The organism is Pannus brasiliensis CCIBt3594 (genome assembly GCF_036688125.1).
Classification (GTDB): Bacteria; Cyanobacteriota; Cyanobacteriia; order Cyanobacteriales; family Microcystaceae; genus Pannus; species Pannus brasiliensis.
In genome coordinates this window covers 1-24,261 of sequence record NZ_JBAFSM010000050.1, presented here as the reverse complement: position 1 = coordinate 24,261, position 24,261 = coordinate 1, and the positions used below count along the sequence as shown (strand labels likewise).

Below are 24,261 nucleotides of genomic sequence, written 5' to 3'. Positions count from 1 at the left end.
GAGGAGTTTTTCGGGAAAGGGGAATGGGAAAAGAGGATTCTTAATCGTTACATCTTTCCTCTCGCTCCGATTCTTCTGCCCCCTCTCTCGCTTTATGTTTATCGGTGGGTTACGCTTCGCGCTCCTCACCCTACCATCTGCCTCTTATGCCAACGAGAAATTAGGATTGCCGCGATAGATCTTATGCGTTTACCCGTCCTGAAATACGATCGAGGGACATTAACCCTTCACCCGCCACCGAAGGGAAAAAAGTGGCTCGATTTCGCTACATGGGACGATCGTATCGAGAAATACCGCGTTCTCGGCATCGATTATCGTTCTCTCGTGGAAACGCTCCAGGAAGAAAAGCAGGAATTCACCGACGAGGCGAAAGCGTTCAGCCCGATCGAATTAACCGCCAGTTTCGATCGCCAACCCTACCCGCACCAAACCGAGGCGCTTCTAGAGTGGAAAAAGTCGGGACGACGGGGGGTTGTCGTTTTACCCACCGCGTCGGGGAAAACCTATCTGGCTCAACTGGCAATGCAAGCCACCCCGCGGACTACCTTAATTGTCGTGCCGACGATCGATCTCCTACACCAGTGGTACGCGCAGATGTTGGCCGCTTTTCCCGATCTAGAAATCGGCTTACTCGGGGGTGGCTCGCGCGATAATAGCCCGATTTTAATCGCTACCTACAATAGTGCCGCGATTCACTCGGAAAGCATCGGGAATCGTTACGCGCTGTTGATTTTCGATGAATGTCACCATCTGCCGGCGGATTTTTTCCGGAAAGTGGCCGAGGATTCGATCGCTCCCTACCGTCTCGGACTCACCGCGACTCCCGATCGAGCGGACGGAAGCCACGAGGATCTCGATCGATTGATCGGCCCGGTAATCTATCGCAAACGTCCCGAAGATCTCTCTGGAAAAGCGCTCGCGGAACACGAGATCGTCCGGATAAAAGTGAAATTGTCGGAACGGGAACGGGAAAGATATCAGGAGGCGATCGATCTCCGCAACCGTTTTTTACGGGAAAATAATTTAAATTTAGGCGGTTTAAACGGTTGGCAGAATTTCGTCATGGTGAGCGCGAGAAGTGCCGGGGGACGACGCGCCATGTTAGCCCATCGGGAGGCAAAAGAAATCTCTTCGGGAACCGAGGGAAAATTGCGGGTTTTAGCGGAATTAATCTGCGAGCATTATCCCGAACCGATTTTAATTTTTACCAACGATAACGCCACGGTTTATCGCGTCTCGCGAGAGTTTTTAATTCCCGCCATCACCCATCAAACTCCGGTGAAAGAACGTCACGAGATTCTCACGCGATTTCGGGAAGGCGAATATAAAACCCTCGTCACTTCCCACGTACTGAACGAGGGGGTGGATGTGCCGGAAGCGAGGATCGCGATTATTCTCTCGGGGACGGGTTCCGCGCGCGAGTATATTCAACGATTGGGAAGGGTTTTACGGAAGGGGGAAAGGGCGAATAAACTGGCGATTCTCTACGAGGTGATCGCGGAGGACACGACGGAGGAAAAAACCTCGGAACGTAGACGGGGAGAAGATAAGAAGAAAACCGGATATCAAACCCCGCCCCGTCAGTTAGAATTATTACCTTCCCCGGAAAAACGCCCGCGTAAATTGCCGAGAGTGGCGGAAGCTCCCGCGGAGTGGAAGGTGGGGGAAAAGGACAGCGATCGAGAGTGATTAACGATCTATAACCGTTGAAATGTATGAAAAAGACTCATTATTTAACCGCGACCGTTCCCGAAGGAAATCGGCTCGATCGACAGGCTTTTCTACAACTGCCGATCGAGGAACGTCGCCGAATTCTAGCCGAACAAGCGGAAGCACTGCAAAGCTGTTATCGAGAAGATCCCGACTGGAAAGATTGGGTTGACTTTGATAACGGAGAAAACGATCTGAAATCTGATTTAGAAAATGAATAAATTTTGAAAACCGTTAATCATTCCGAATCTCTTCGGGATCTCACCCGATCGATCTCCGCTTGCAATTCCTCGATCTGCCGTCGTAATCGCTCGGCTTCAGTTTCATCGGTGGGAACCTCGATCGCTTGTGCCGTTCCTTTTTTCGGATAATTTCCCTGACGGATTCCGCGATACTCGTCCGAGGAAAACCATTCCTGTATAAATCGCACTCTTTCCACCGAGAAAGGATGGGTTAAAAACGAGCCGTTCCCTCCATTATAAATCAGAAACTTATAAATTTGATTTAAATTATCCCGATCTAATTGTTGGTATGTTTCCGATTGACGGATGAATTCATCGAGATTACATTCGTGGAGATATTTCTGACTTCCGCCCGCGCATTTCATCAGCGTTCGCAGGACGAGGGTTAAATTATCGGTGACGAGTAACGCCGCTCGATCGGCCGATAATTCCGCTTTCCGTCGCCACTCGTAAAAGGCGTAAACCAACCCGGTGGTGATCGCTTTTCCCAAGCCTAACGTCAGATCCCCGATCAGATTCGCCGCTCCCATTACCCAGAAAGACATCTGGATCAAGATACTATGATCGCACTTAATATGACCTAATTCGTGGGCGAGAATCACCCGAATTTCCTCTTCGTCGAGTAGGTCTAAAAGGGCGGTATTAAACACGATATACGGCTGTTCGGAACCGAGGGAATAGGCGTTCACGAGCGGGTTCTGACTAATGTAGAGACTCGGTTCGGGAGAAACATCGAGATCGCGTAAACACTCGCGATAGATGCCGTACAGGGTGGAATATTGACGCGGGCCGACCTTGATATCGTTGCCCAGTAGTAAAATCTGTTGCGGGCGCTCGTATAGATACTCGGAAAAACTTTTTGCGAGGAGATCGAAACCCGGAACCGATCGCAACGCGCTTTCGGCCTGGCGATCGAGGGGATGTTTGAACGCTTGGCTGGAAATATCGGGATAGCTAGGCATATTAGCGAGTCTAGAGGCTAAATCGTCTGTTTGTATGATAACAGCGCGACCCGAACCCATTCTCGAAGCCGCGCCGTTACCGGAAAAAATCGCGATTATCCTCTCACCAGTTCCAGATGCTCGATTCTCGTGCCTAATACTTTGAGAAATTCCGCGAGCCAGCTAGGATGGGCGGGCCACGCGGGTGCGGTGACGAGATTCCCGTCTACTACCGCCGCGTCCACCGGGATATCGGCGTAAATCCCTCCCGACGCGTTCACCTCCGGGCTACAGGCGGGATAGGCGGAACAGCGTTTCCCGGCGAGGACGTTCGCGGCCGCGAGCAGTTGCGCGCCGTGACAGATGGCGGCGATCGGTTTATTCGCTCTCGCGAAGTGTTGGACGATCTCGATAACTCGGGGATCGAGACGGAGGTATTCGGGGGCGCGGCCACCGGGGATCACGAGCGCGTCATAGCTTTCGGGAATAATTTCGCCGAAAGTGGCGTTTAAGGTGAAATTATGTCCCGGTTTCTCGCTATAGGTCTGATCGCCCTCGAAATCGTGGACGGCGGTACGCACTTTGTCCCCGGCTTGTTTGCGCGGGCAGACGGCATGAACGGTATGTCCGACCATCTGTAGGGCTTGAAACGGAACCATGACCTCGTAATCCTCGACAAAATCACCCACGAGCATTAAGATTTGTTTCCCTGACATGGATAGTTTTCCTCGCTATTTTCCGAACTCTGTCCTGATATACCATAAACAATGCCTTCTATCGCTCGATTTTAGCCTTTCTTAAAATTTATCACCCGTTCGAGATCGAGTTCCGAAATTCTTGAAAGATAGAAAAATGAAACGGTAAAAATCGATTCCCGATCTCTCCATCGGTTTCCGAGCGAGAAGGTACGGTAAAACGGGATAACTAGGGAATTTCTCTCGGGAAATCCTAATTTTTTGCTTTTCTAATCTGGCGAAGAGAGATTAACTTACATCAAGTAATATTAAGCGTTGGCGACGAATCTTTTCTCCGTAGCGAAACATACGGAAGTGAGCGGGGGGAACTTGCTAGAGATAGAGATAACTTTATCCCGATCTCCCCCGAAAACCAGTCGATCGCCCAGGAGAAAAACGCGTGACCACTTCCACTCTCTCCAATGAAACCGCCTTGCGCATCGCCCTCGCCGCGAGAGCGTTACCCAATACCTCGATCGCCGATCTCATCGGGGCATTACACAACCATCTCGGCGACGAAATCAATGAAACCACCCTCAATAAAATCACCGTTACCAATTTAAAAACCGCCTTCGGACAAACCTACGAACTGGACGGGGAAGAGGACGGGGAAGACGCGGACGCGGACGATATCGCCTGTTTGAAAGAAGCGGTACGGATTCTCTGGGGAGAGCTCGACGATGAACCCGGTTCGGCGATCCCGACGATCGAACCCTATACCGAGGGAGAAATGCCCGGCTCGATCCGCGTGGCGATCGCCTCGAATAGCGGGGAAAAACTGGACGGTCATTTCGGTTCCTGTCTGCGTTATTTGATCTATCAACTCTCGGCGATCGATTTAAAATTAGTGGATGTTCGTTCCGCTCTCGAAGCCGATCTTCAGGAAGACAGAAACGCCTATCGCGTCGGTTTGATCGAGGATTGTCAGGCGATTTTTGTCGTCTCGATCGGCGGGCCGGCCGCGGCGAAAGTGATTAAAGGCGGGGTCTATCCGATGAAAAAAGACGAGGGCGGGCAGGCGCGGGAAATTTTAAAAGATCTGCAAAAAGTGATTCAAACCTCTCCCCCCCCGTGGATGGCGAAAGCGATCGGGGTCGCCGACGGCCAACGGGTGAAAAATTACAAGGGCGCGTGATCGGCATTCAGAATAATTCCGTGGAAAACTGATGTCGATAGACGATTCTTTGTAGCGTTTTATCGAAAACTCTTATGTCCGTATATTTTGGCAAATTCTTTTCAGCGTTCTGATAAGAAATTGCCGCGCGAGATCTCAAACAACATTCCGCTAAAGCTGGACTAATTTTTTGATGGGCGGTAACTTGAAAATACTCCGCTTGTTTTTCGGCGAGCGGTAGTTTCCCGATGATACTTGTTAAAATTCTCACCCTTCTAGCTGTTGTTCCCGTTGTTTTTTCGAGAAAAAAACCCTAACTTCGGTTCGATGTAATTTAGAGTCTGTTGTCAGATCGTTTGTTCAATATCCGCTAAACTTTCTAAATTTTCGAGAGCGGTCTCTTGATAGAGAATTTCAGCGATCTATCGATGTTTTTATTCTATAGCTATCCTCAAAAAATAAGGTGGGACTTCGCCCACCCTAGCCATACACGGTGACAAAAACTTTTTAACTTTTACTTACCTTTTACGCCGCGACGAGGGATTCCTGTAGAGCCTCCCAACGGAAATATCGCTCACCTCCCAACTCGACCACGAACTTGAGTCGGGGTTCCTGCTTGCTGAGGTCGATAAGATACTGTCTTTCGGCGGAAGACAGAACGAAACCCTCGATCAGCCAGATGACTAAGCCTTTCGAGTTCGGGGGGAGGTTCTGTAGTTGATAGGTGGCGATGGGGGGGACGAAATACACCGGGCCGACCGCGCCTTCCTGAGCGATGTTTTTCTTGCCCAGGTGGGGGGGACGAACCCCGTGAATCCCCGTCAGATAGGCGCTCAAGTCGCCCAATCCCCTCGCGGTCAGGTTCAGGGCGGTATAACCGGTCGCCCGTAAACGTCTCAGATAGCGTCCCTCGAAACCGCCTTCTAGGGGCGCGTAGACTCCCAGCGTGCCAAACCGTTCGAGGTCACGGATAAAGGGTTTCCCCGTCGTCAATAGTGCCATGCTCGTTCCAAATTGTTCTAGCGTGTCTCGTTACGCCTATAATCGCACGTTTCCTAGGGAAAAACCAACCCGATCGACCGACCGGGGAGGTTCGGAAAGATTGGGAATTCTAATGATCACGATAGGGAGGAGACGGGGCGATCGATCGGCGGTCCGGCCTTTCAATCCTACCGATTTTCCGAACGTGTTAGCGGGGATACGGTCGGGGGAAAAGGGAGAGGCCTTATCCCCCGACCTTTCCCCTTTACCGGTTCGCGCGCCCCCGGCCGATCGATCATTTTCCTTTCAGCGCTTTTTGAAAATTCTTGCGATAACTGGGATTGGTCGCGAAAAGAAGCGGCCAGAGAACGGTTAACGTCACGCGACGCGATAGACCGGACTCGAAATTGGTGCGTTTGTAACCCGACCAGAATTTCCAGCCGCCGCCACCGTAAACCACCAACAGAAGTAAGGTAACGAGTTCCATCGTGCTGTACCGAATCCATGCGAGAACGATCGATCCCTATTGTAATCGCTCGCCCGCCGGGAGCGATCGCGAATTCCCGCGCCTTCGCCCGCGCGCCCGAAAATTATCAGCTTTCCGGGTGGGGAATGTTAGAATTCCGATCGGGACGGGTGTTGACAAGCGTTTTTTGAAAAATTAAACACTTTAAAATCGGCGAGATACGGGAGGAATCATGCAAATGCGAGCGGTTTTAATGGCGGGAGGGTCGGGGACGCGCTTACGGCCTCTCACTTGCGATCTTCCCAAACCGATGGTGCCGATTTTAAATCGTCCGATCGCCGAACACATCATCAATCTCCTGCGACGGCACGACATCACCGAGATCATCGTTACCCTGCACTATCTCCCCGATGTCCTGCGCGATTATTTCCAGGACGGGAGCGACTTCGGGGTGAAACTAACCTACTCCGTCGAGGAGGATCAACCCCTGGGAACCGCGGGATGCGTGAAAAATATCTCCGAATGGCTCGATGAGACCTTCCTGGTCATCAGTGGCGATAGTATCACCGATTTCGACCTGAAAGCGGCGATCGACTTCCACAAGCGTAAGGGATCGAAAGCCACGCTAATTTTAACCCGCGTTCCCAACCCGATCGAGTTCGGGGTCGTCATTACCGACGCGGAGGGCAGAATTCTCCGTTTTCTCGAAAAACCCTCCACCAGCGAGATTTTTTCCGATACCGTCAACACCGGCACCTATATCCTCGAACCGGAAGTTCTCGATTATCTCCCCAACAAAGAAGAGAGCGATTTTTCTAAAGATCTCTTCCCGCTTCTCCTCCAGAGGGGCGAACCGATGTACGGCTACGTGGCCGACGGTTACTGGTGCGACGTGGGACACCTGGAAGCCTACCGGGAAGCCCAATACGATGCCCTCAGCGGGAAGGTAAACCTGGAGTTTCCCTACCGGGAGCGATCGCCGGGGGTTTGGGTGGGAACGAACACCTATATCGACCCGACCGCTCGCGTGGAGGCCCCCGCGATTATCGGCAATCACTGTCGCGTCGGCGCGAACGCGCTGATCGAGGGGGGAAGCGTGATCGGCGATAATGTTACCATCGGTGTGGGCGCTGATCTCAAGCGGCCGATCCTCTGGAATGGCGTGGTGATAGGCGAGGAAGCCCATCTATCGGCCTGCACGATCGCCCGCGGGACGAGGATCGATCGACGCGCGCACGTATTAGAAGGCGCGGTCATCGGTCAATTGTCGGTCGTCGGCGAGGAAGCGCAGATTAATTCCGGGGTGAGAATCTGGCCGAGTAAACAGATCGAGTCGGGCGCGATTTTAAATATTAATCTAATTTGGGGGAATACCGCCCATCGGAACCTTTTCGGTCAACGGGGCGTATCGGGGTTAGCCAATATCGATATCACGCCCGAATTCGCCGTAAAACTGGGAGCGGCTTACGGTTCGACCTTGAAACCCGGAATGACGGTGATCGTCTCGCGCGATCAGCGTAGCGTGTCGCGGATGGTCAGTCGATCGCTGATCGCGGGGTTGATGTCCGTCGGTATCCATATTCAGAACCTTCAGGCGATGGCCTTACCGATCTCCCGGACTCTGGTGGCGAAACTGAAAGTCGCGGGGGGAATTCACGTCCGCATCCATCCCGATCGACCGGATTCTTTATTAATCGAATTTATCGACGAAAAGGGCATTAATATCTCGAAATCGCGGGAAAAGAAAATCGAGGGCGCGTATTTCAAAGAGGATATCCGTCGGGTGAGCCTACAGGACATCGGTAGTATGGCCTATCCCGCGGATGCCCTCGATAACTACCGGAGAACCTTCGAGACGCAATTAAACATCGAGGCGATCCGCAGTAGTGGCTCGAAAATCGTTATCGATTACGTTTACGGGGTTTCCGGGGCGATTTTACCGGAATTACTCTCCAAATTCGGTTGTGACGCGGTGGTTCTCAACGCCAGCCTACGCCAGACCGCCCTCTCGACGCAGGAACGGGAAATCCTCATCCATCAACTCGGTCACGTTGTCGAGGCGTTGAAAGCGAATCTCGGCGCGCAGGTGGCCGCGAACGGCGAACAGTTCGTCCTCGTCGATGAAAGCGGCATCTCGATCCGCGGGGAACAGTTAACCGCTCTGATGGTGAATACGATCCTAACCGCTCACCCGCGCGGAACGGTGGTGGTTCCGGTTCACGCGTCCAGCGCGGTGGAACAGATCGCCCGTCGGCACGATGGCCGGGTCATCCGGACGAAAGCCAGTCCCACGGCTTTGATGGAAGTCTGTCAGACGCATCCGAACGTGGTTTTAGGCGGGAGCGGTCATACCGGCTTTATTTTCCCGCAATTACACCCCGGTTTCGACGCGATGTTCAGTATCGCCAAGTTGCTGGAAATGCTGACGATTCAAGAGCGATCGCTCGCCGGCATCCGAACCGAACTGCCGCGGGTGTACCATAAGAGCGCGGTCGTCCGTTGTCCGTGGAAAGTCAAGGGTTCTTTGATGCGCTATCTGGTGGAAACGCACTCGACCGACCATCTGGAACTGATCGACGGGGTGAAAATTATTAACCCGCTCAACGATGATTGGGTGTTGATCCTACCGGATGCCGGGGAACCCCTCGTCCATATCTACGCGAACAGCGAGGAACGCGAATGGGTCGATCGAACCCTGAAAGATTACCGCTATCGCGTCCAGCATTTCGTCGAACACCAACAGGGAGAGACGGTGATGATTTAGGAGGCAGTAAGGGGAGGCAGGAGGTAGGAGGCGGGAGGAGGGAGAAAGAATACAGGCTCTGAAATCTCGGTACGATCCCGCTCGATCCTACTGAATTCCTGATTTAATTCAATAAGGTACGATTTTGATTTTTACAGCGCTTCTATACGGTCGTTTGACTCCTGGCTCCTGACTCCTGACTCCTAACTCCCGCTATAATTCCACAATTGAATCACCCTTCCCGATAATTCCCGTTCTAACCAGAAGGTATTGCGCGAGAGGGATTGTAAACTGTCTCCCGTTACCGTCCAGATCGCGTTCGGATCGAAGAGGATGGCTTCGGCCGGTTGTCCGACGGCGATTTCCGGCGGTTTCTGTCCGGTACAGAGACAGGGATTTAAACTTAGCGCTTTCCAGAGTTCTAGAGGCGATAATTCTCCCGGTTTGACCAGTTTTTCCCACAGTAGGGGTAAGGCTAATTCTAGACCGATCGCTCCGGGAGGGGCTTCCGCGAAGGCGACGGTTTTTTCCTCGTAGGTGTAGGGACGGTGATCGATGGCGATCGCGTCGATAATTCCCTCGCGAACCGCCTCGACTAACGCGGTTCGATCGCTCTCGTTTCCGAGCGGCGGATCGAGGCGTAAACTGGAATCGTAGGTAGCGATCGCCTCGGTATTTACTAACAGATGCAACCAAGTGACGCTGGCGGTTACGGGCAATCCGCGCCGTTTCGCGTCCCGGATTAACTCCACTCCCCGACGGGTGGAAATTCGCATCAGATGAACGGGGGTTCCCACTTCCGCGACCAATTCTAACAACGTCGCGAGGGCGATCGTTTCCGACAGCGCGGGATCGCCGGGCAAACCGAAACGGATCGACGCGTCGCCCTCGCGCATGACCCCGTTACCTCGTAATTGCGTGTTCACCGGGAAAAGGGCGATCGATTTCCCGAAAGGCTGTAAATACTCCAACAATCGCCGGATCAGTCCGGAATTCTCGATCGCCCGACTATCGGTAAACCCGAACGCCGATTCCAAAAGATCGCCCGATTCCGCCATCTTCTGCCCCTCGCGCGCGTGGGTGAGAGTCGCCCAAAACTGTAAACGCGCCGAATTCGGGGAAGAAAGCTCTTGACTTTTTTGTTGTAATGTGGTAATTGCGGCGGGATTGTCGATCGGTGGGACGGTATCGGGGAGAATCGCGACGCGGGTGAAACCTCCCGCGGTCGCCGAGTTTACAAGACTGGCTAGGGTTTCCCGTTCCTCGTGGCCGGGTTCGCCAGAGTGACTGTAGAGATCCACCAATCCGGGCGCGAAAATATAGCCTTTCGCGGGGATAACGTCGGTATTTTCGGGATAGTCGGTAATATTCGACTCGATCGCCCGGATAATTCCCTCCTCGATCCGGACATCCGCGAGGCGATCGATTCCGGAGGAGGGATCTAGGACTCTAACCTGTTGTAATAGGGTGGGGCTATTCACGCGAAACTGGCGACACGTCGATTTTTCCTCTGGAATCATAGCATCGCGCGCGCCACGTCCACGCCCGGAATGTTCGCCCGCGCTCGGTGGGGTGAGGTGTCGGGAGAGCGATCGAGGTTCGTGCCATGATAGAAGTATTTGATGCTTTTTTATCCGTTACCATCATGCAATTTACAGATCTAACGGTTGAAGAACTCAAATCGATCATTTATCCCGATTTTTTTCCCCTAACCCTCCCGAGGAAGATTAGGGGAAAGATCGATCGAACTCTAAGCGATCGAACCCTACACGCTCAGTAACGGCGCGTTGAGATATTGATAGTTCCAGTCCGATTGTTGCCAGACGCGACCGTCGAGGGCGATCTGTTCGATTAAACTGGCCAATCGGAGCGCTTTTAACGCCTGTTCGCCTCCCACGGAAGGCTGATCGCCACCGCGGACGCAGTGAACGAAATGCTCTAATTCCGCGTGTAACGGCTCGATATTGCTGGTGTAGACCTTCTCGATCAAACCATCCTGACGGTAGAGGACTTGACCGTAATCGGTGCTGTAATTCGCCGTCGTTTGCCGGTGGATCAGGATCTCGTTATTGAGAAAATCCGCTTCCGTGAGCGAGTTCTTGCAATGCGCCGCTAACCGGCGGATCTTGCGGTGGGTGACTTTACTCGCGGTTAGATTCGCCACCACCCCGTTACTGAAACCGAGAGTCGCGGTCACGTAATCGAGATAGCCGGAATCGGTAGAGGCGCGGCTACCGCTGGCGGTTAATTTCACCACCGGCGCGGCGACCAATTCCAGGATCAGGTCGATATCGTGGATCATCAGATCGAGGACGACCGAGACATCGTTCGCGCGCTGGGAATAGGGACTCATCCGGTGAGCCTCGATCGCCAGAATCTCCTCGGTTTTGAGAACTTTGGACAATTCTTGGAAAGCCGGGTTAAAACGCTCGATATGCCCGACCTGTAGGATACAATCGTTTTCGGCGGCGGCGTTGACGAGGGATTCCGCTTCGGTAATGCTGGCGGCGATCGGTTTCTCGATCAGCGCGTGTACCCCGGCTTGTAGGCAGTCCATACCGACCTTATGGTGCAGTCGGGTGGGAACCGCGATACAAACCGCGTCAACGTGGGGTAAGAGATCGGTATAATGTTCAAAAAAACGAACGCGGTACTTGCTGGCGGTATCTAGACCTTTTTCCACGTTCAGATCGGAGACCCCGACGAATTCCACGTCTTTTAATAAACTGAGGATGCGACTATGGTGTTGGCCCATATTGCCGACCCCGATCACTCCTACCCGTATCGGCCTGGGCTGATTTCTATGATTGGAAAAGCTGAATTGTTTTTCGGACATGAATCCTATAACTCCTTGTACGCACTCCTCACCACGCCCGGTTTATAAAACCAAGCTTATCTTAGCCATAAATTACCAAGATGGTATCATGGTTACTCCGATTCTGACACGAGGCAAACACGGGTTAGGAGTTTTTACAAGAATTTCTAAACGAATTCAACGCTCTTTCCCGGAAACGCTTATCGAAAAATCACGGATTTGGTAAGGAAAAACACATTTGAAGGTTATTTTGACCATGAATCATCGGATCGATCCCGATCGCTTACGGGGATTAAGTATTTTTTTAGTGGGGATGATGGGTAGCGGCAAAACGACCGCGGGACAGATTTTAGCCCGTCACATCGGATATCGCTTCTTCGATACAGATGTATTGATCGAGGGGGTCGCGGGAGAAACCATCGCCGAAATTTTCCAGAATTCGGGAGAGGAAACGTTTCGGGAGATCGAGACGCGAATTTTAGCGGAAGTGTCCTCGCTGACGAAAAGCGTGATCGCGACCGGCGGCGGGATAGTGTTAAAACGGGAGAACTGGAGTTATCTGCGACACGGTTTGATGATCTGGCTGGACGCTCCGATCGAGGTTCTGGTACAACGATTACAGGGGGATAGTTCCCGTCCCCTGTTACGGGAAACGGATTTAGAGAATAAGTTAACGGTATTATTGGAACAGAGACGATCGCTCTATTCGGAGGCGGATTTAAGAATAGCGATCGACGCGTCCGACAGTCCGGAAAGTATTGTCGATCGAATGATCGATCGAATCCCCGGCGTTCTCCAACAACCCTCGATCGATCGCGAGGATAATTAAAATGCTCCCCTCGATTTTCGAGTTACCGTTTCCCCTCCCGAACGAGGAACTTTTTGAAACGTTGATCGAGTCTCGATCGATGCGCGTGGAGAGAATTATTTCGACCGGACAAACCACCCCGATCGGTGAATGGTACGATCAGGATCGATCGGAGTGGGTGATTCTCCTACAGGGAACCGCGGAAATCGCCTACGAGGACGGGGAAAAAGTTCACTTAAAAGCGGGCGATTATCTCCTCATTCCCCCGCACCAAAAACACCGCGTAGAGTTCACCAGTGCCGATCCTCCCTGCATCTGGTTAGCGATTCATTATCTAGAATAGATTTTATAACGATCGAAACGTTTCTTCCAGTGAAATTTTATGAATTGACAGTAACCAATCTTCCCAGAGCGCGGGATCGGCGGGTTTTCCATCGCTTAAAAGTTGTAAACTACCTAAGAGCGCGCCGATATCATCCGCTTGTGTTCTTTGATAATAATCCTCTAAAAAGGCGACCATCGCGGCGAAGGCTTGTTCTCGCGTTAAGTTTTCCATGATTTAACCTCTATTTATTAATCAGCTTACCTCGATCGAGCGAAACCCCTCACCGAATTCCAAGGTCAGTGTAACCCACCCGTCGCGAGGAAAACACCCCATCACTCCGGGGAAGACGACGGAAAGTTGCCTTGATTCGGGAATTGTTTTTGTATTTCCGACATCGGCAGTAACAAGCTGGCCTCAATTTCTTCCCGAACAGAACGATTGACATAACAATCGCTATTGAGGCATTCAAATAGCAGTTCATTAGCATCGTAATATTGCTGAAGTAGTTCCTTTTGAGTTTCGCTAAATTGCCAATCATGTCCGATGTCACGATGTGCGATCATTGCGGCTCTCAGTTTTTCTGTCCAAGTTGAACCATTGCTTTGCCACCATTGCTTGAAATGATCCCAATCTTTTGAATCTGGAAGCATATCCCTAAGTTCCTGAATGGATCGCTCAAGTGCCAAGTCCAAGTCGAGGACGTGGGAGAGGAAACAGGAGAGAGAGTGGGAAAGGGCGAAGTCGAGGTCGAGGACGTGGGAGCGGGGAGGGGAGAGGTCGAGGACGTGGGAGAGGGAGAGAGAGATGAAGTGGGAGTGGGAGAGTTCGAGGTCGAGGATGCGGGAGAGGTCGAGGAAGTCAGAGTGGAAGAGGGAGCGGTCGAGGGAGCGGTCGAGGGAGCGGTCGAGGAAAAAATAGAATTCTCGAATTGCGGCGGTTTTATAGGGCGCGTTAACCGATCGAGCTTTTCGATCGACCCAAACGAGAAATTTCTGAAGTTTTTCATCGTTCGCAAGCATTCCATCGATACGAGTTTTCATCATTAACAGCAGAGAATCAGCGTTTCTGACCATTCCCACCGTTAATAAAATGACTTCTCGCCATCGATTCTCGGTTAGATGAGAAATCAAAATCAGATATAATTCATCGTCTTGCTCGATATAACGAGCGGTAAAGTATTCGTGAAAAGTTAAATGGCTGAACGAGTAGATTCCCCGCGCCCGTTCTACCAGTAATCCGTGTTGCGCTTCAATTGATTTTAGAACCGCTTCACTGTCGAGCCGTAGGGCTTCCAGGTCGGTTCGCGCGCCGGGGAGATTCTGGATATAGGATTCGATTAAGCGCTCCGCTTCCTTTTGTTTGAAAAAATAGTTACCCGATTCAAAGGTGGTATAGGCAAGCTGACTCAGCATATCTTCCTTGCGTTTCAGCGAGAGTTCCCGATAGACTTCTTCTCGTTTGATGCCGCGTTTGCCATCCCATTTTTTCAGCAGAACATCTAACCCTTCTTTGTAGAGTTCGGAGCGGTTAGCGGGAAAGTCGGTTCGGTCTTCAAAAATCAGACACAACAAAGTTAGTAAAAGCGGATTCGTCGCCAGTTCCTTGATGCGTGGATATTTCTCCAGTTGTTCCAAAAATTCCGGCGGTTTGTCCGGTAATTGTTTCGCCTCGAACCAACGCGTGGCGAACTCCTCGATCTGCTCGCCGGTAAAATCAGCGACTTCAACTTCCGTGAACGATTGGAAAATAAACTCTTTCGCCGCGATCCGGCAGGACATCACGAACGCGTTATCGGGGAATCCGTTATCGGGGAATCGCTCGGAAAAATGCCGAATCTCTCCTAATATCCATTCGCTATTACTCTCGCGAACTTCATCGAGTCCATCCAACAGCAGAAAGCCCCGTCCTCGCTTTAAGATCTGTTCTGCCGTATCCGGTTGTCGAATCTCCAGATGCCGAAACCATCGATCAATATAGGGCAGTAATTCAGGCTTTTCCGAACTATCGCTGAATTCCTTCAGGGAGATAAAAATCGGAACTCGATGTGGCTGAAATTTCCCCGCGTTGCATAACGTCGCCAATCGCTTGAGAAAAGTGGTTTTTCCCGCACCCGGTTTTCCCAGTAGCATCAATTTATCGAATTCTTCGACAACTTCTAGCCCCGATCGACGTTCACGCTTGGTGTGGGCGAAACCGAGGCGATCGAACTCCTCCACACTACAATTCTTCAACAGTTCTTCGAGATCTAGCCTTCGCCGTCCGCTAATATCCTGCAAGATATTGACATCTGTATAGATAGTGCCGAGATCGATCGGTCGGGTCATATCCAACACGCGCATCTCGCCACATCGTTTCTGAATGTCGGCGCGTACCTTCTCCCGCACATCCCGCACCAGTTCATCAAGCTCTGAAGTCTTAATGTCTTCGTTCGTCTCCGTCCGAACTTCAGCGATCGCCACTGTACTTTCTAAATCCAATCCCAAGCGATCGCAGATCAGCGCGAAATTCTCACGTTCGATCGGTTTTCCCTTAAAGAACTTGTTAACCGTCTGCCTAGAAAGACCCAAATCTTCCGCTAGGGCGTTTTGGCTTAGTGAATACTCTGCCAGAGCGATTAACGCTCGATCGATCCCTTTTTGAGAAGCTTTCAGCGATCTTGTCCCCATATCCCAACCGTTAAAGATGAGCTTATTCTACCAATTGGGAGAAAGTCATGCCAAACTCAGGCCAAAGTCATACCTAGCCCTATCCTAGCTAATGCCGGAAGTCTAACCGTCATCGGGAAGATTGCGATCACGCCCAAACTAAGGGTGTTGATTCCAATTGACAATAAGCCAATGAACAAAAACAAAACGATACCCGCATTCCAACAGGTTTTTTTCACGGTTCTATCTCTGACGCTACTCTCCGGGGGCGTATCCTGCTGGATGGCCTCTCATCCCGATCTTTCCCCCCAACAAAACCGCATCTTCGAGAACGCGATGGCAACGTGGCAAATCGGAGTCGGCGCGATCGTCGGGTTACTCGGCGGTAAAGCGACCGATCTGTTACGGGTTGATGGGGAAGAATCGGACGAGTAGCGATCGATCGATCGTTAACCTCTGGATTTTTCCGGCCGGGGGTTAACGGTTCGATCGCGCGATCGACACGATTCAATGGATAGGATTTCTTGGCGAACAACCCCGAGTAAAACAGTTCTTCCCTGTAAAATCAAATCCTGCAACAATAACACTTCAGAGCTTTTGTCAACGGTTTTCGATCGCCGTAACGCCAGAGACCATACAGAGGTATCGACAATAATCATCAGGATAGTTTTCGTTGTTCTTTATAGTCATAACTCTCGTCATAGTCGATCGATCCGAACAGTTCTAGGATGTTCGATCGCTCTCGACGTTGAATATATTCTCGTAACGCTTCCTCGATTAAAATTTTCGGATCTTCCTGTTTCCCTAGATCTAACGCTTCTCGCAGTAACGCTTCATCAATTTGTACCTGAATATTCATGTTCATCGCCTCGCTTATCGTTTGAGTTCGATCGCCCCTATCGATGACCCCATTATAGAGAAAATCCGCCACTTCCTAGAAGCAACGGATCTCAAGCCTAGGGAATCGATTATCGAACCGTTTCGCGGGTGGCTTCCGCATCGATCGCAGGAATCAAATACAACTTCAGTAGATCCCCGACAATCCCCAACTGTAACGGGAGTTTCCGTAACTTCTTCAGCCACTTCGGAGCGTTGGACTCGTCGATCGCTTTCATCTGAAAATTGCGTTCCGAACAGCGTTCCAGACGGGGGAAAAACTCGGGATGGTCAACATTTAAAATCGTCGGGAAAGCGCGCGCGGAAGTATCGTTCGTCTGCCGGATTACCTCCGCATCGAACTCTCGCGCGTCCAGTCCTAACGCGTCGTAAAAGTCGGCGCGCTCGCGAACGGTTAGGCTATGGGTCGCGAAAACGGAGAGGAGGAAAAAGCGACTCCACAATCTCGATTTCCAGTTATTCCACAGTTTCGGATTGGCGCGGATCAGCGCTTTAAAAATATCGCCGTGACGGTTCTCGTCCTGACACCAACTCTCGAAATAGTTAAAAAGCGGATTGAATTTATGTTCGGGATGCTGTTCTAGATGGCGGAAAATGAGAATATAACGCCAGTAACCGATTTTTTCCGAGAGATACACCGTGTATAGCACCCATTCGAGGGGGAAGAAGGTATATTGACGGGTTTTAGTGATTTTGCCGAGATCGAGGGTAATATTGAAATCCGCCATCGCTTTATTGAGAAATCCCGCGTGGCGCGCCTCGTCTCTAGCCATTAGCTGGAACATCTCCGCGAGAATCGGATTCCGGTTCTTTAACTGGCGCGAGAGTTCTTTAAACAGCAGGAAGCCGGAGAACTCGGAAATACAGGAACGTTCCAGGTAATCGACGAACGCTTGACGCTCTTTTTCGTTCAGATTCGGGATATAGTTAGCGAACGCCTCGTTACGGGTGAAGTGGTCGCGGTTGTAGTCGGTTCGCATCTCCGCGAGCATCGCCTGTATCTCGGTTTCCTGAAGCGAGAGGTCGAAATTCGCGGCGGCCTCGAAGTCGGTGGTGTAAAAACGAGGGCTGAGGATGGTTTCGCGCAGGACAGCTTTTTTCTCGGACGGACGTTCTACCGTTGTTACCATGATGGAAGTTACTTAACTACATAGCTATATACGAGTCTAAACATAAAAAGGTCATCAATGATAATTATTAAGTTTTATCAATATCGGCGGGTGCGCCACTGTATTCCTATATAGTTATTAAACGTAATGGCTGACGAGAAGGAACGAGAGTCATGAGCAACGATCTAGCCCTGAAACTGCGTGAAGGTACGAAACAATCGCACACGATGGCGGAAAACACCGCTTTTATGAAGTGTTTCACCAAAGGAATCGTTGAAAAGTCGTTTTTCCGCGAGTTACTGGCGGATCTCTATTTTGTCTATAGTACCCTGGAACGAGAATTCCAAGCCCATCGGGAACACCCGATCGCCGGCGCGATGTACTTCCCGGAACTCGATCGAACCGCGAGTCTAGAGAGAGATCTCGCCTTCTACTACGGTGACAACTGGCGCGCCGAAATCGACCCCTCCCCCGCCGGACTACAATATGTCGCCAGAATCGAGGAAATTTCCGCCCTCGCGCCCGAATTACTCCTCGCTCACGCCTACGTTCGTTATATGGGCGATTTATCCGGCGGTCAGGCGTTAAAAAATATCGTTCGATCGGGTTTGAACCTGGAAGGAACCGAGGGAACCGCATTTTACGAGTTCGACGCGCTACCCTCGATCGAGGCCAAACGCACCTTTAAGGAACGTTACCGTCAGGCGATGGATTCCCTCGATCTCGACGAAACCACGGTACGAAATATCGTCGCGGAAGCCAATCGCGCTTTCCAATACAATCGCGACGTACTCCACGAACTCGAACCGGAAGTGAAAGCGGCCGTCGGCGATCACGTTTTCGATCTCCTAGTCCGTCAGGATAAACCCGGTAGCACCGAAAGACCCCTAGCGTCCGTTAATTAGACCGTAAACCGTAGGGTGGGTTAGCGACAGCGTAACCCACCAAGAGAATCAAAAACCAGAAAAATAGAGCCAAAAAGAAAGGTAAAGCAACGAAAAGTAGTTTTTCCCTTTTTCCCTTCCCCCTTCTCCTTTTCCCCAAAAATTCCCCATCCCCCTAATTCACCCGATCGAATGCTAAATCATTTCCCAACACAATCGGTTAATTTTGACTCGCGACTGCTGACGAAGTACGATCGACCCCTTCCCCGCTATACCAGTTATCCCCCCGCGACGGAATTAACCCCGGAGTTTGACGAGGTGAATTTTCGCGCGGCGCTCGCGGTCGGTAACTATCGGAAAATCCCCCTCTCTCTCTACTGCCATATCCCTTTTTGCGAGACGGCCTGTTATTTCTGCGGGTGCAACACGATTATTACCAAACAGAAAAAGATCGCCGATCCTTATTTAGATTATCTAATGCGGGATATCGAGCGGATCGCCTCTCTCGTGGATAAAAACCGTCGCGTTGATCAACTACATTGGGGGGGAGGGACACCGAATTATCTTTCCCTGGAACAGATCGATCGCCTGTGGAATTCTTTAACGGATCATTTCTCTCTCGCGGAAGATGCGGAGATCTCGATCGAGGTAAATCCCCGCTATCTAGATAAAGAATACGTGCGATTCCTGCGCCAGACCGGATTCAACCGGATCAGCTTCGGCATTCAGGATTTCGATGAGAGAGTGCAGACGGCGATCAACCGCGTCCAACCGGAATCGCTGTTATTTAACGTTATGGATTGGATACGCGGGGAAACCTTCGAGAGTGTCAACGTCGATCTCATCTACGGTTTACCCCATCAAAATCTGGCGACTTTCCGGGAGACGGTGCGGAAAACGATCGATCTCGATCCCGACCGGATCGCGGTGTTCAATTTCGCGTATATCCCCGGACTGAAACCCGCGCAGAAAAATCTCGACGTGAACGCGTTTCCCTCCCCGTCGGAAAAACTCGCGATCTTGCAGATGACGATCGAGGAATTGACAAATAACGGCTACGTCTACATCGGGATGGATCATTTCGCCAAACCGAACGACGAACTGGCGATCGCCCAGCGAGAAGGCGAATTACACCGCAATTTCCAGGGATACACGACGAAACCCGAATCGGATCTGATCGGGTTCGGGGTCACGTCGATCTCCATGCTCGACGACGTGTATATTCAGAATCAAAAGGGATTAAAAGATTATTACCGCTCGATCGAGGATGGAAAACTACCGATCGAACGCGGGGTCTCCCTGACCGGGGACGACCGAGTGCGTCGCGCCGCGATCATGGAGTTAATGTGTCAGTTCCGACTCTCGAAACAGGCGCTCCTCGAAAAATACCATCTCGCGTTCGATAGCGATTTCGAGGAGTATTTCGCGACGGAAATTCCCGAACTGCGGGCGCTGGAAGCGGACGGACTGCTGGATATCGTCCCCGACGGGATTGAAGTGACACCCGCGGGGCGACTGTTGATCCGCAACATCGCGGCGGTATTCGACGCGTATCGCGAGCGCCGGCAGACCGCGACTTTCTCGCGATCGATCTGAGACGGAACGATCGCTCGATAAACCGGGCGAGGAGACCTCGCCCCTATCGCGATTATTCTTCGTCCCAGGCTTCGACCGCGACCACCTCACTGATCGGGTCCTGCATGGAGAAACCGAAATCGAGGAGTTCCTGTTTCCAGTGCGTCCATTCATCCCCGTAGAGAAGGGCGAGTTTCCAGAGGCTATCACTCGGTTTGACCACTTTCGAGTCAATCCACTTGTTCACCTTGCGCTGAAACTTCACCATCGGGTGAGCTACGACTTGATCGATCATAAATTCAATTGATATAAAACTTTAGCGGGTGGGCTTCTCGACAAAACCGAGTGAAGGCTGAAGGACACGAAACGATCTATCGATCGAGAAGCACGTTACACCTACCTATTTTTACATCATTGTCCCCGTTTTCCGCAAGCTTTTTTCGCGAAAAGTTCGGAAATTACTACCTACGGGTGAGTGTAGCCGGAAGCGACGATCATCGAACCGATCCCCCGGTCGGTGAAAATTTCCAAGAGGAGAGCGTGGGGAACCCGACCGTCGATAATATGCGCGGCGCGAACTCCCTGCGCGAGCGATCGAACGCAACAATTCACCTTCGGAATCATGCCCCCGGAAACAATTCCCTTATTAATCAACTCCCGCGCCTGTTGGATATCCAGTTTCGTTAACAGGGTCGAGGGATCTTTATAATTTTCCAGAATGCCCGCGGTATCGGTCATCAGAATCAATTTCGCCGCCCCTAACGCCGCCGCGAGTTCTCCGGCGACCGTATCGGCGTTAATATTGTGCGCCTGTCCCGTTTCATCGGCGGCGACGCTGGAAATCACCGGAATATAACCACTGTTGACGAGGGATTCTACCAAACGGGTATCGACGGTCTGCACTTCCCCGACGAAACCGATCCCCTCTTTGCCCACCGGTCGCGCCGTGACGAGATTACCGTCTTTCCCGCACAATCCTACCGCCATCCCCCCGGCCTGATTGATCAGGGAGACGATTTCCTTATTCACCCGGCCGACCAAAACCATCTCGACCACATCCATCGTCGCCGCGTCGGTCACGCGTAAACCGTCTTTAAATTGCGGTTCGATGCCCAGTTTATCCAGCCAACTGTTAATTTCCGGGCCGCCCCCGTGAACGATCACCGGCCGCGCGCCGACGCAGGAAAGAAAAACGATGTCCCGCATCACCGTGTCTTTAATATCGCTGTTGTTCATCGCCGCGCCGCCGTATTTGATCACGACGGTACGACCGCTGAATTCTTGGATATAGGGCAGGGCTTCGCTGAGAATTTTCACCCGTTGGGTATCGGAATCGTAACCTACTGTATTCGTCATAGTTGTCGCGTGAATTAGATTACCCGTTCAGTCTAACGGTTGTGGGTTTCGAGAAAACGGTTCGCGGTGAACTTATTCTTATAAAGGGAAGAGATCGGCGAGAACCCGGCGATCGGTTTCGCGTCCGGGTTGACCGTCTCGGGTTTCGGTGGGACTATCGTAGACGACGAGTAGCGCTTTCGAGCCGTCGTCGGTAGGATAGAGGGCGATTCCCTCGGCTCGATCGCTCTGATAACCGTGAGGGATCTCGATCGATCGGGTTAATTGACCGTTTACCGCGGAAGATAAACTATTTTCCTCTAAAAGTAGCGGATTTTTCAAGCGGAAGATATAGAACGGCGCGTCGAGGGTCATCGTCGGCCCCGCGAGGAGCAAAAGCTCGTCCCCGTCGAAGCGGAGATCCCGAATTCCCAATCCGTCGAGATCGAGAAAATGTTTCCGGTAGCGGCGAGCGTCTCCCGCGCCGATTTTCTCTAGTTTCAAGATTCCCGGCGATTCCTCGGCGATTTTGACGGTTAATAAAATCGCCATCCCGCGAAGCACCGGGCCGCGTAAACCGAGAAAGAGATAATCTCCCTTGACGGCTAATCCCTCGATATCCAGTCCGTTTTCTTTACCGGGTAGGTTAGCGGTGATGAAGTCTCGCAGGTACTCGTCGCCCGCGAGTTCATCGGTGAGGTCGTTACTCGTCCCGCGACGGGGGAGGGAAGCGACGGTGAGCGCTCCCGCGGATTTTTCTAACTTTCCGTCCACGAGGGGAATTCTGGCGAGTAAATAGCGGTTTCCCTCTTTCGTAACCTCTTTGAGTTCTTGGTTGGTCAGGGTAAATTTCGGCTCTCCCTCGTCGGTTTGCAATTTCACTTTTTTTCGTTTACCGCTATGGGAGCCGATTAGCCAGAGATAGGAACCATCGTGATCCATGCCCTCGATATCGATCTCGCCGAGAGCGGGATCGAATCCTTCTAAATAGAGATCGAGTTCAAACGCGGTATGATCGCCGTAGGTCGAATCGTCGATTTTTGTCAGGCGATCGATCGATGTCCATTCATCGGAACCGACCCAGAGCGTTCGTCCCCCGTCGGTAACAACAACGGCCGAGAGATCGCTGGCTTTCGATTTCTTTTTGAACCCGGTCGGCGCGGAGAATTGTAACTCGATCGATGAAAAAGGGCGAGAGCTTGTCATGAGTTTTTACTTTGACTCTTAACTGTTAAGCATAGCCGAGCGTGACCTTTATAATCCTAAAGTTTTCCTTAAAGTCATGATAAAATATTGGCGAGTTTTACGATTGTTTTGGTCAACGTCGATCGCGGCGGAGTTAGAATATCGACTCAATTTTCTGATCGCGACCCTAAGCAGTTTAACGAATCTGATCGGGGGCTTATTCGGGCTTTTTCTCTTCTACCGAACGGGGTACACGTTTCAGGGATGGAATTGGCTGGAGGCGATGATGGTGCTGGGGGTTTTTACTTTTCTCCAGGGAGTTTCGGGCGCGTTTTTAATCCCCAATCTCAATAAGATCGTCCAACAGGTAGAGCAGGGAACCCTCGATTTCGTTTTACTCAAACCGATCGACAGTCAATTCTGGCTCTCGACGCGGGCGATCTCCCCGTGGGGTCTTCCCGATCTATTTTTCGGCTCGATTATTATCCTGTACGCGGGGGGAAGATTGGGGTTAAACGCGGGCGATTATCTTCGCGGCGCATTGCCGACACTCTGCGGGATATTCATTCTATATAGTTTATGGTTTATTTTAGGGGCGACGAGTATTTGGTTCGTGAAAATTTATAATGTCACGGAGGTTCTGCGCGGTTTTCTGGAAGCGGGAAGATACCCGATCGTCGCTTATCCGGTGATGTACCGCGTCTTTTTCACGTTCGTCGTTCCCGTGGCCTTTTTAACCACCGTTCCCGCGGAAATGGTCTTGGGACGGGGGGAAATCCATCGGGCGATCGGTACGGCAATCCTGGCGGTAATTTTATTTTTATTTTCTCGATTTTTCTGGCGGTTCGCACTACGGTTCTACACCAGCGCGTCCAGTTGAGAGGAGCGATGGTAGTATTCTAGATCTGTGGAATAGGATATAATTAATAAACCGAAAACTCGAAAAGATTATTTCATGATTTTAGAACCAGTTGTTTGTCCAAGTTGCCAAAGCCTAGATATTGTTAGAAATGGATTTTCGGGGGAAGGAAAACCTCGTTCTAAATGTCGAAATTCCGAGTGTCACCGCTGTACTTTTATTGTGAACTATACCTACCAAGGTCGTTCCCCCGCTGTCAAGCAAAAGATCACGGACATGGCCGTGATATGTTCTAGCCGAGCGTAAAGATGAAGCTTGTTTAAAACTCAAAGAATTGTTAGAACCTTTTGGAATTACCCGATTTTATACAGATGACTGGGGAACTTATCAACGACATATCGAACCAGATTTACACGTTGTTGGCAAGCGGAACACTCAAAAAATAGAACAAAAATATCTAATTTTAAGGACACGGATTAAACGATTAGCTCGAAAAAACATTTGTTTTTCGTTCATCGGTTATCCTGCACGATATTGTCATGGGTTTATTCATCAATCGCTTTGAGTTTGGGCGTGTTATCTAGATTGGATTCCACAGATCTAGAACACTACCCCCCGAAAACCCATGTTTAACAATATCTAGGCTCTGGCAACTTGGATAAGCAACTGGTTCTAAAATCATGAAATAATCTTTTCGAGTTTTCGGTTTATTCATTATATCCTATTCCACAGATCTAGAATACTACCGTCCTCCGAAAAAGACTCGGTTTCTCACCGAAAAATCGTCAAATTTTTAACAAGAATTGACCAAAAACCAACGGGTAATAAGCTTCCTTTTTTACAGCACTTTTCACAACAATCCAGTACAATAAAAAGAGAAAATTACCACGCAT

Annotated in this window: 25 protein-coding genes and 1 pseudogene; 12 read left to right on the top strand and 14 right to left on the bottom strand. The window is 51.0% G+C overall.

What is annotated here, in order from left to right:
- Window positions 1-183: 183 nt before the first annotated feature.
- Complete coding sequence (locus V0288_RS20265; RefSeq protein WP_332866985.1) at window positions 184-1,689, top strand: DEAD/DEAH box helicase; 1,506 nt, start codon at window positions 184-186, stop codon at window positions 1,687-1,689.
- 26 nt (window positions 1,690-1,715) lie between these two features.
- Window positions 1,716-1,931, top strand: coding sequence for a hypothetical protein (locus V0288_RS20260; protein ID WP_332866984.1), 216 nt, complete (start codon window positions 1,716-1,718; stop codon window positions 1,929-1,931).
- Window positions 1,932-1,948: 17 nt separating this feature from the next.
- Here the strand turns inward: V0288_RS20260 and V0288_RS20255 are convergent, their stop codons facing one another.
- The gene (locus V0288_RS20255; RefSeq protein WP_332866983.1) at window positions 1,949-2,914 is read right to left on the bottom strand and encodes a M48 family metallopeptidase; all 966 of its coding nucleotides are present in this window, start codon (window positions 2,912-2,914) and stop codon (window positions 1,949-1,951) included.
- A 95-nt stretch (window positions 2,915-3,009) separates the two neighbouring features.
- Window positions 3,010-3,609 carry a DJ-1/PfpI family protein gene (locus V0288_RS20250; RefSeq protein ID WP_332866982.1) on the bottom strand — a complete coding sequence of 200 codons (600 nt, stop codon included), beginning with the start codon at window positions 3,607-3,609 and terminating at the stop codon, window positions 3,010-3,012.
- Between the two features lie 418 nt (window positions 3,610-4,027).
- Here V0288_RS20250 and V0288_RS20245 point away from each other — a divergent pair, with 418 nt between their 5' ends.
- The gene (locus tag V0288_RS20245; RefSeq protein ID WP_332866981.1) at window positions 4,028-4,762 is read left to right on the top strand and encodes a dinitrogenase iron-molybdenum cofactor N-terminal domain-containing protein; all 735 of its coding nucleotides are present in this window, start codon (window positions 4,028-4,030) and stop codon (window positions 4,760-4,762) included.
- A gap of 504 nt (window positions 4,763-5,266) precedes the next feature.
- Here V0288_RS20245 and ndhN read toward each other — a convergent pair.
- Window positions 5,267-5,743, bottom strand: coding sequence for an NAD(P)H-quinone oxidoreductase subunit N (gene ndhN, locus V0288_RS20240; protein WP_332866980.1), 477 nt, complete (start codon window positions 5,741-5,743; stop codon window positions 5,267-5,269).
- Window positions 5,744-6,017: 274 nt separating this feature from the next.
- Window positions 6,018-6,209, bottom strand: a complete 192-nt coding sequence (locus V0288_RS20235) for a hypothetical protein (protein WP_332866979.1) — start codon at window positions 6,207-6,209, stop codon at window positions 6,018-6,020.
- 17 nt (window positions 6,210-6,226) lie between these two features.
- Between V0288_RS20235 and V0288_RS20230 the strand changes: the two genes are divergently transcribed.
- Together V0288_RS20230 and V0288_RS20225 are read left to right on the top strand one after the other, a co-directional pair.
- On the top strand, window positions 6,227-6,379 hold the full coding sequence (locus tag V0288_RS20230; protein ID WP_332866978.1) for a hypothetical protein: 153 nt from the start codon (window positions 6,227-6,229) through the stop codon (window positions 6,377-6,379).
- Between the two features lie 47 nt (window positions 6,380-6,426).
- Entirely contained in the window at window positions 6,427-8,952 is a 2,526-nt protein-coding gene (locus V0288_RS20225) for a mannose-1-phosphate guanyltransferase (protein ID WP_332866996.1), read from the top strand.
- Window positions 8,953-9,134: 182 nt separating this feature from the next.
- On the opposite strand, the gene V0288_RS20220 is transcribed toward V0288_RS20225, so the two are convergent.
- Window positions 9,135-10,451, bottom strand: coding sequence for a dihydroorotase (locus V0288_RS20220; protein ID WP_332866977.1), 1,317 nt, complete (start codon window positions 10,449-10,451; stop codon window positions 9,135-9,137).
- Between the two features lie 245 nt (window positions 10,452-10,696).
- Window positions 10,697-11,767 (bottom strand): Gfo/Idh/MocA family oxidoreductase, encoded by a 1,071-nt coding sequence (locus tag V0288_RS20215; RefSeq protein WP_332866976.1) that lies wholly within the window; start codon window positions 11,765-11,767, stop codon window positions 10,697-10,699.
- 235 nt (window positions 11,768-12,002) lie between these two features.
- On the opposite strand from V0288_RS20215, the gene V0288_RS20210 reads away from it, so the two are divergent.
- Together V0288_RS20210 and V0288_RS20205 are read left to right on the top strand one after the other, a co-directional pair.
- Entirely contained in the window at window positions 12,003-12,575 is a 573-nt protein-coding gene (locus tag V0288_RS20210) for a shikimate kinase (protein ID WP_332866975.1), read from the top strand.
- A 1-nt stretch (window position 12,576) separates the two neighbouring features.
- On the top strand, window positions 12,577-12,897 hold the full coding sequence (locus V0288_RS20205) for a cupin domain-containing protein (RefSeq protein WP_332866974.1): 321 nt from the start codon (window positions 12,577-12,579) through the stop codon (window positions 12,895-12,897).
- A gap of 3 nt (window positions 12,898-12,900) precedes the next feature.
- Here V0288_RS20205 and V0288_RS20200 read toward each other — a convergent pair whose 3' ends face one another.
- On the bottom strand, window positions 12,901-13,110 hold the full coding sequence (locus tag V0288_RS20200; protein ID WP_332866973.1) for a hypothetical protein: 210 nt from the start codon (window positions 13,108-13,110) through the stop codon (window positions 12,901-12,903).
- A 101-nt stretch (window positions 13,111-13,211) separates the two neighbouring features.
- The gene (locus V0288_RS20195; protein WP_332866972.1) at window positions 13,212-15,545 is read right to left on the bottom strand and encodes an NACHT domain-containing protein; all 2,334 of its coding nucleotides are present in this window, start codon (window positions 15,543-15,545) and stop codon (window positions 13,212-13,214) included.
- 171 nt (window positions 15,546-15,716) lie between these two features.
- On the opposite strand from V0288_RS20195, the gene V0288_RS20190 reads away from it, so the two are divergent.
- Window positions 15,717-15,959: a hypothetical protein gene (locus tag V0288_RS20190; protein ID WP_332866971.1), complete on the top strand. Its 243-nt coding sequence runs from the start codon at window positions 15,717-15,719 to the stop codon at window positions 15,957-15,959.
- A 14-nt stretch (window positions 15,960-15,973) separates the two neighbouring features.
- Here the strand turns inward: V0288_RS20190 and V0288_RS20185 are convergent, their stop codons facing one another.
- The 3 genes from V0288_RS20185 to acsF form a co-directional block, all read right to left on the bottom strand.
- Complete coding sequence (locus tag V0288_RS20185) at window positions 15,974-16,183, bottom strand: PIN domain-containing protein (protein ID WP_332866970.1); 210 nt, start codon at window positions 16,181-16,183, stop codon at window positions 15,974-15,976.
- Window positions 16,183-16,389 (bottom strand): type II toxin-antitoxin system VapB family antitoxin, encoded by a 207-nt coding sequence (locus tag V0288_RS20180; RefSeq protein ID WP_332866969.1) that lies wholly within the window; start codon window positions 16,387-16,389, stop codon window positions 16,183-16,185. Before V0288_RS20180 ends, V0288_RS20185 begins: the two co-directional genes overlap by 1 nt.
- 103 nt (window positions 16,390-16,492) lie before the next feature.
- The gene (acsF, locus tag V0288_RS20175; RefSeq protein WP_332866968.1) at window positions 16,493-17,551 is read right to left on the bottom strand and encodes a magnesium-protoporphyrin IX monomethyl ester (oxidative) cyclase; all 1,059 of its coding nucleotides are present in this window, start codon (window positions 17,549-17,551) and stop codon (window positions 16,493-16,495) included.
- 152 nt (window positions 17,552-17,703) lie between these two features.
- Here acsF and V0288_RS20170 point away from each other — a divergent pair, with 152 nt between their 5' ends.
- Together V0288_RS20170 and hemN are read left to right on the top strand one after the other, a co-directional pair.
- Window positions 17,704-18,435 carry a biliverdin-producing heme oxygenase gene (locus V0288_RS20170; protein WP_332866967.1) on the top strand — a complete coding sequence of 244 codons (732 nt, stop codon included), beginning with the start codon at window positions 17,704-17,706 and terminating at the stop codon, window positions 18,433-18,435.
- Between the two features lie 171 nt (window positions 18,436-18,606).
- Window positions 18,607-20,010, top strand: coding sequence for an oxygen-independent coproporphyrinogen III oxidase (hemN, locus tag V0288_RS20165; protein ID WP_332866966.1), 1,404 nt, complete (start codon window positions 18,607-18,609; stop codon window positions 20,008-20,010).
- A gap of 52 nt (window positions 20,011-20,062) precedes the next feature.
- Here the strand turns inward: hemN and V0288_RS20160 are convergent, their stop codons facing one another.
- The 3 genes from V0288_RS20160 to V0288_RS20150 all read right to left on the bottom strand — a co-directional run bounded on the left by V0288_RS20160 (window position 20,063) and on the right by V0288_RS20150 (window position 22,530).
- Window positions 20,063-20,284, bottom strand: coding sequence for a DUF4327 family protein (locus tag V0288_RS20160; RefSeq protein ID WP_422662036.1), 222 nt, complete (start codon window positions 20,282-20,284; stop codon window positions 20,063-20,065).
- Window positions 20,285-20,454: 170 nt separating this feature from the next.
- Window positions 20,455-21,345 (bottom strand): acetylglutamate kinase, encoded by an 891-nt coding sequence (argB, locus tag V0288_RS20155; RefSeq protein ID WP_332866965.1) that lies wholly within the window; start codon window positions 21,343-21,345, stop codon window positions 20,455-20,457.
- 78 nt (window positions 21,346-21,423) lie between these two features.
- On the bottom strand, window positions 21,424-22,530 hold the full coding sequence (locus V0288_RS20150; RefSeq protein WP_332866964.1) for a DUF3616 domain-containing protein: 1,107 nt from the start codon (window positions 22,528-22,530) through the stop codon (window positions 21,424-21,426).
- A gap of 76 nt (window positions 22,531-22,606) precedes the next feature.
- Here V0288_RS20150 and V0288_RS20145 point away from each other — a divergent pair, with 76 nt between their 5' ends.
- Together V0288_RS20145 and V0288_RS25190 are read left to right on the top strand one after the other, a co-directional pair.
- Complete coding sequence (locus tag V0288_RS20145; protein WP_332866963.1) at window positions 22,607-23,389, top strand: ABC transporter permease; 783 nt, start codon at window positions 22,607-22,609, stop codon at window positions 23,387-23,389.
- 75 nt (window positions 23,390-23,464) lie between these two features.
- Window positions 23,465-23,952 (top strand): annotated as a pseudogene (locus V0288_RS25190) (IS1 family transposase).
- Window positions 23,953-24,261 lie beyond the last annotated feature (309 nt).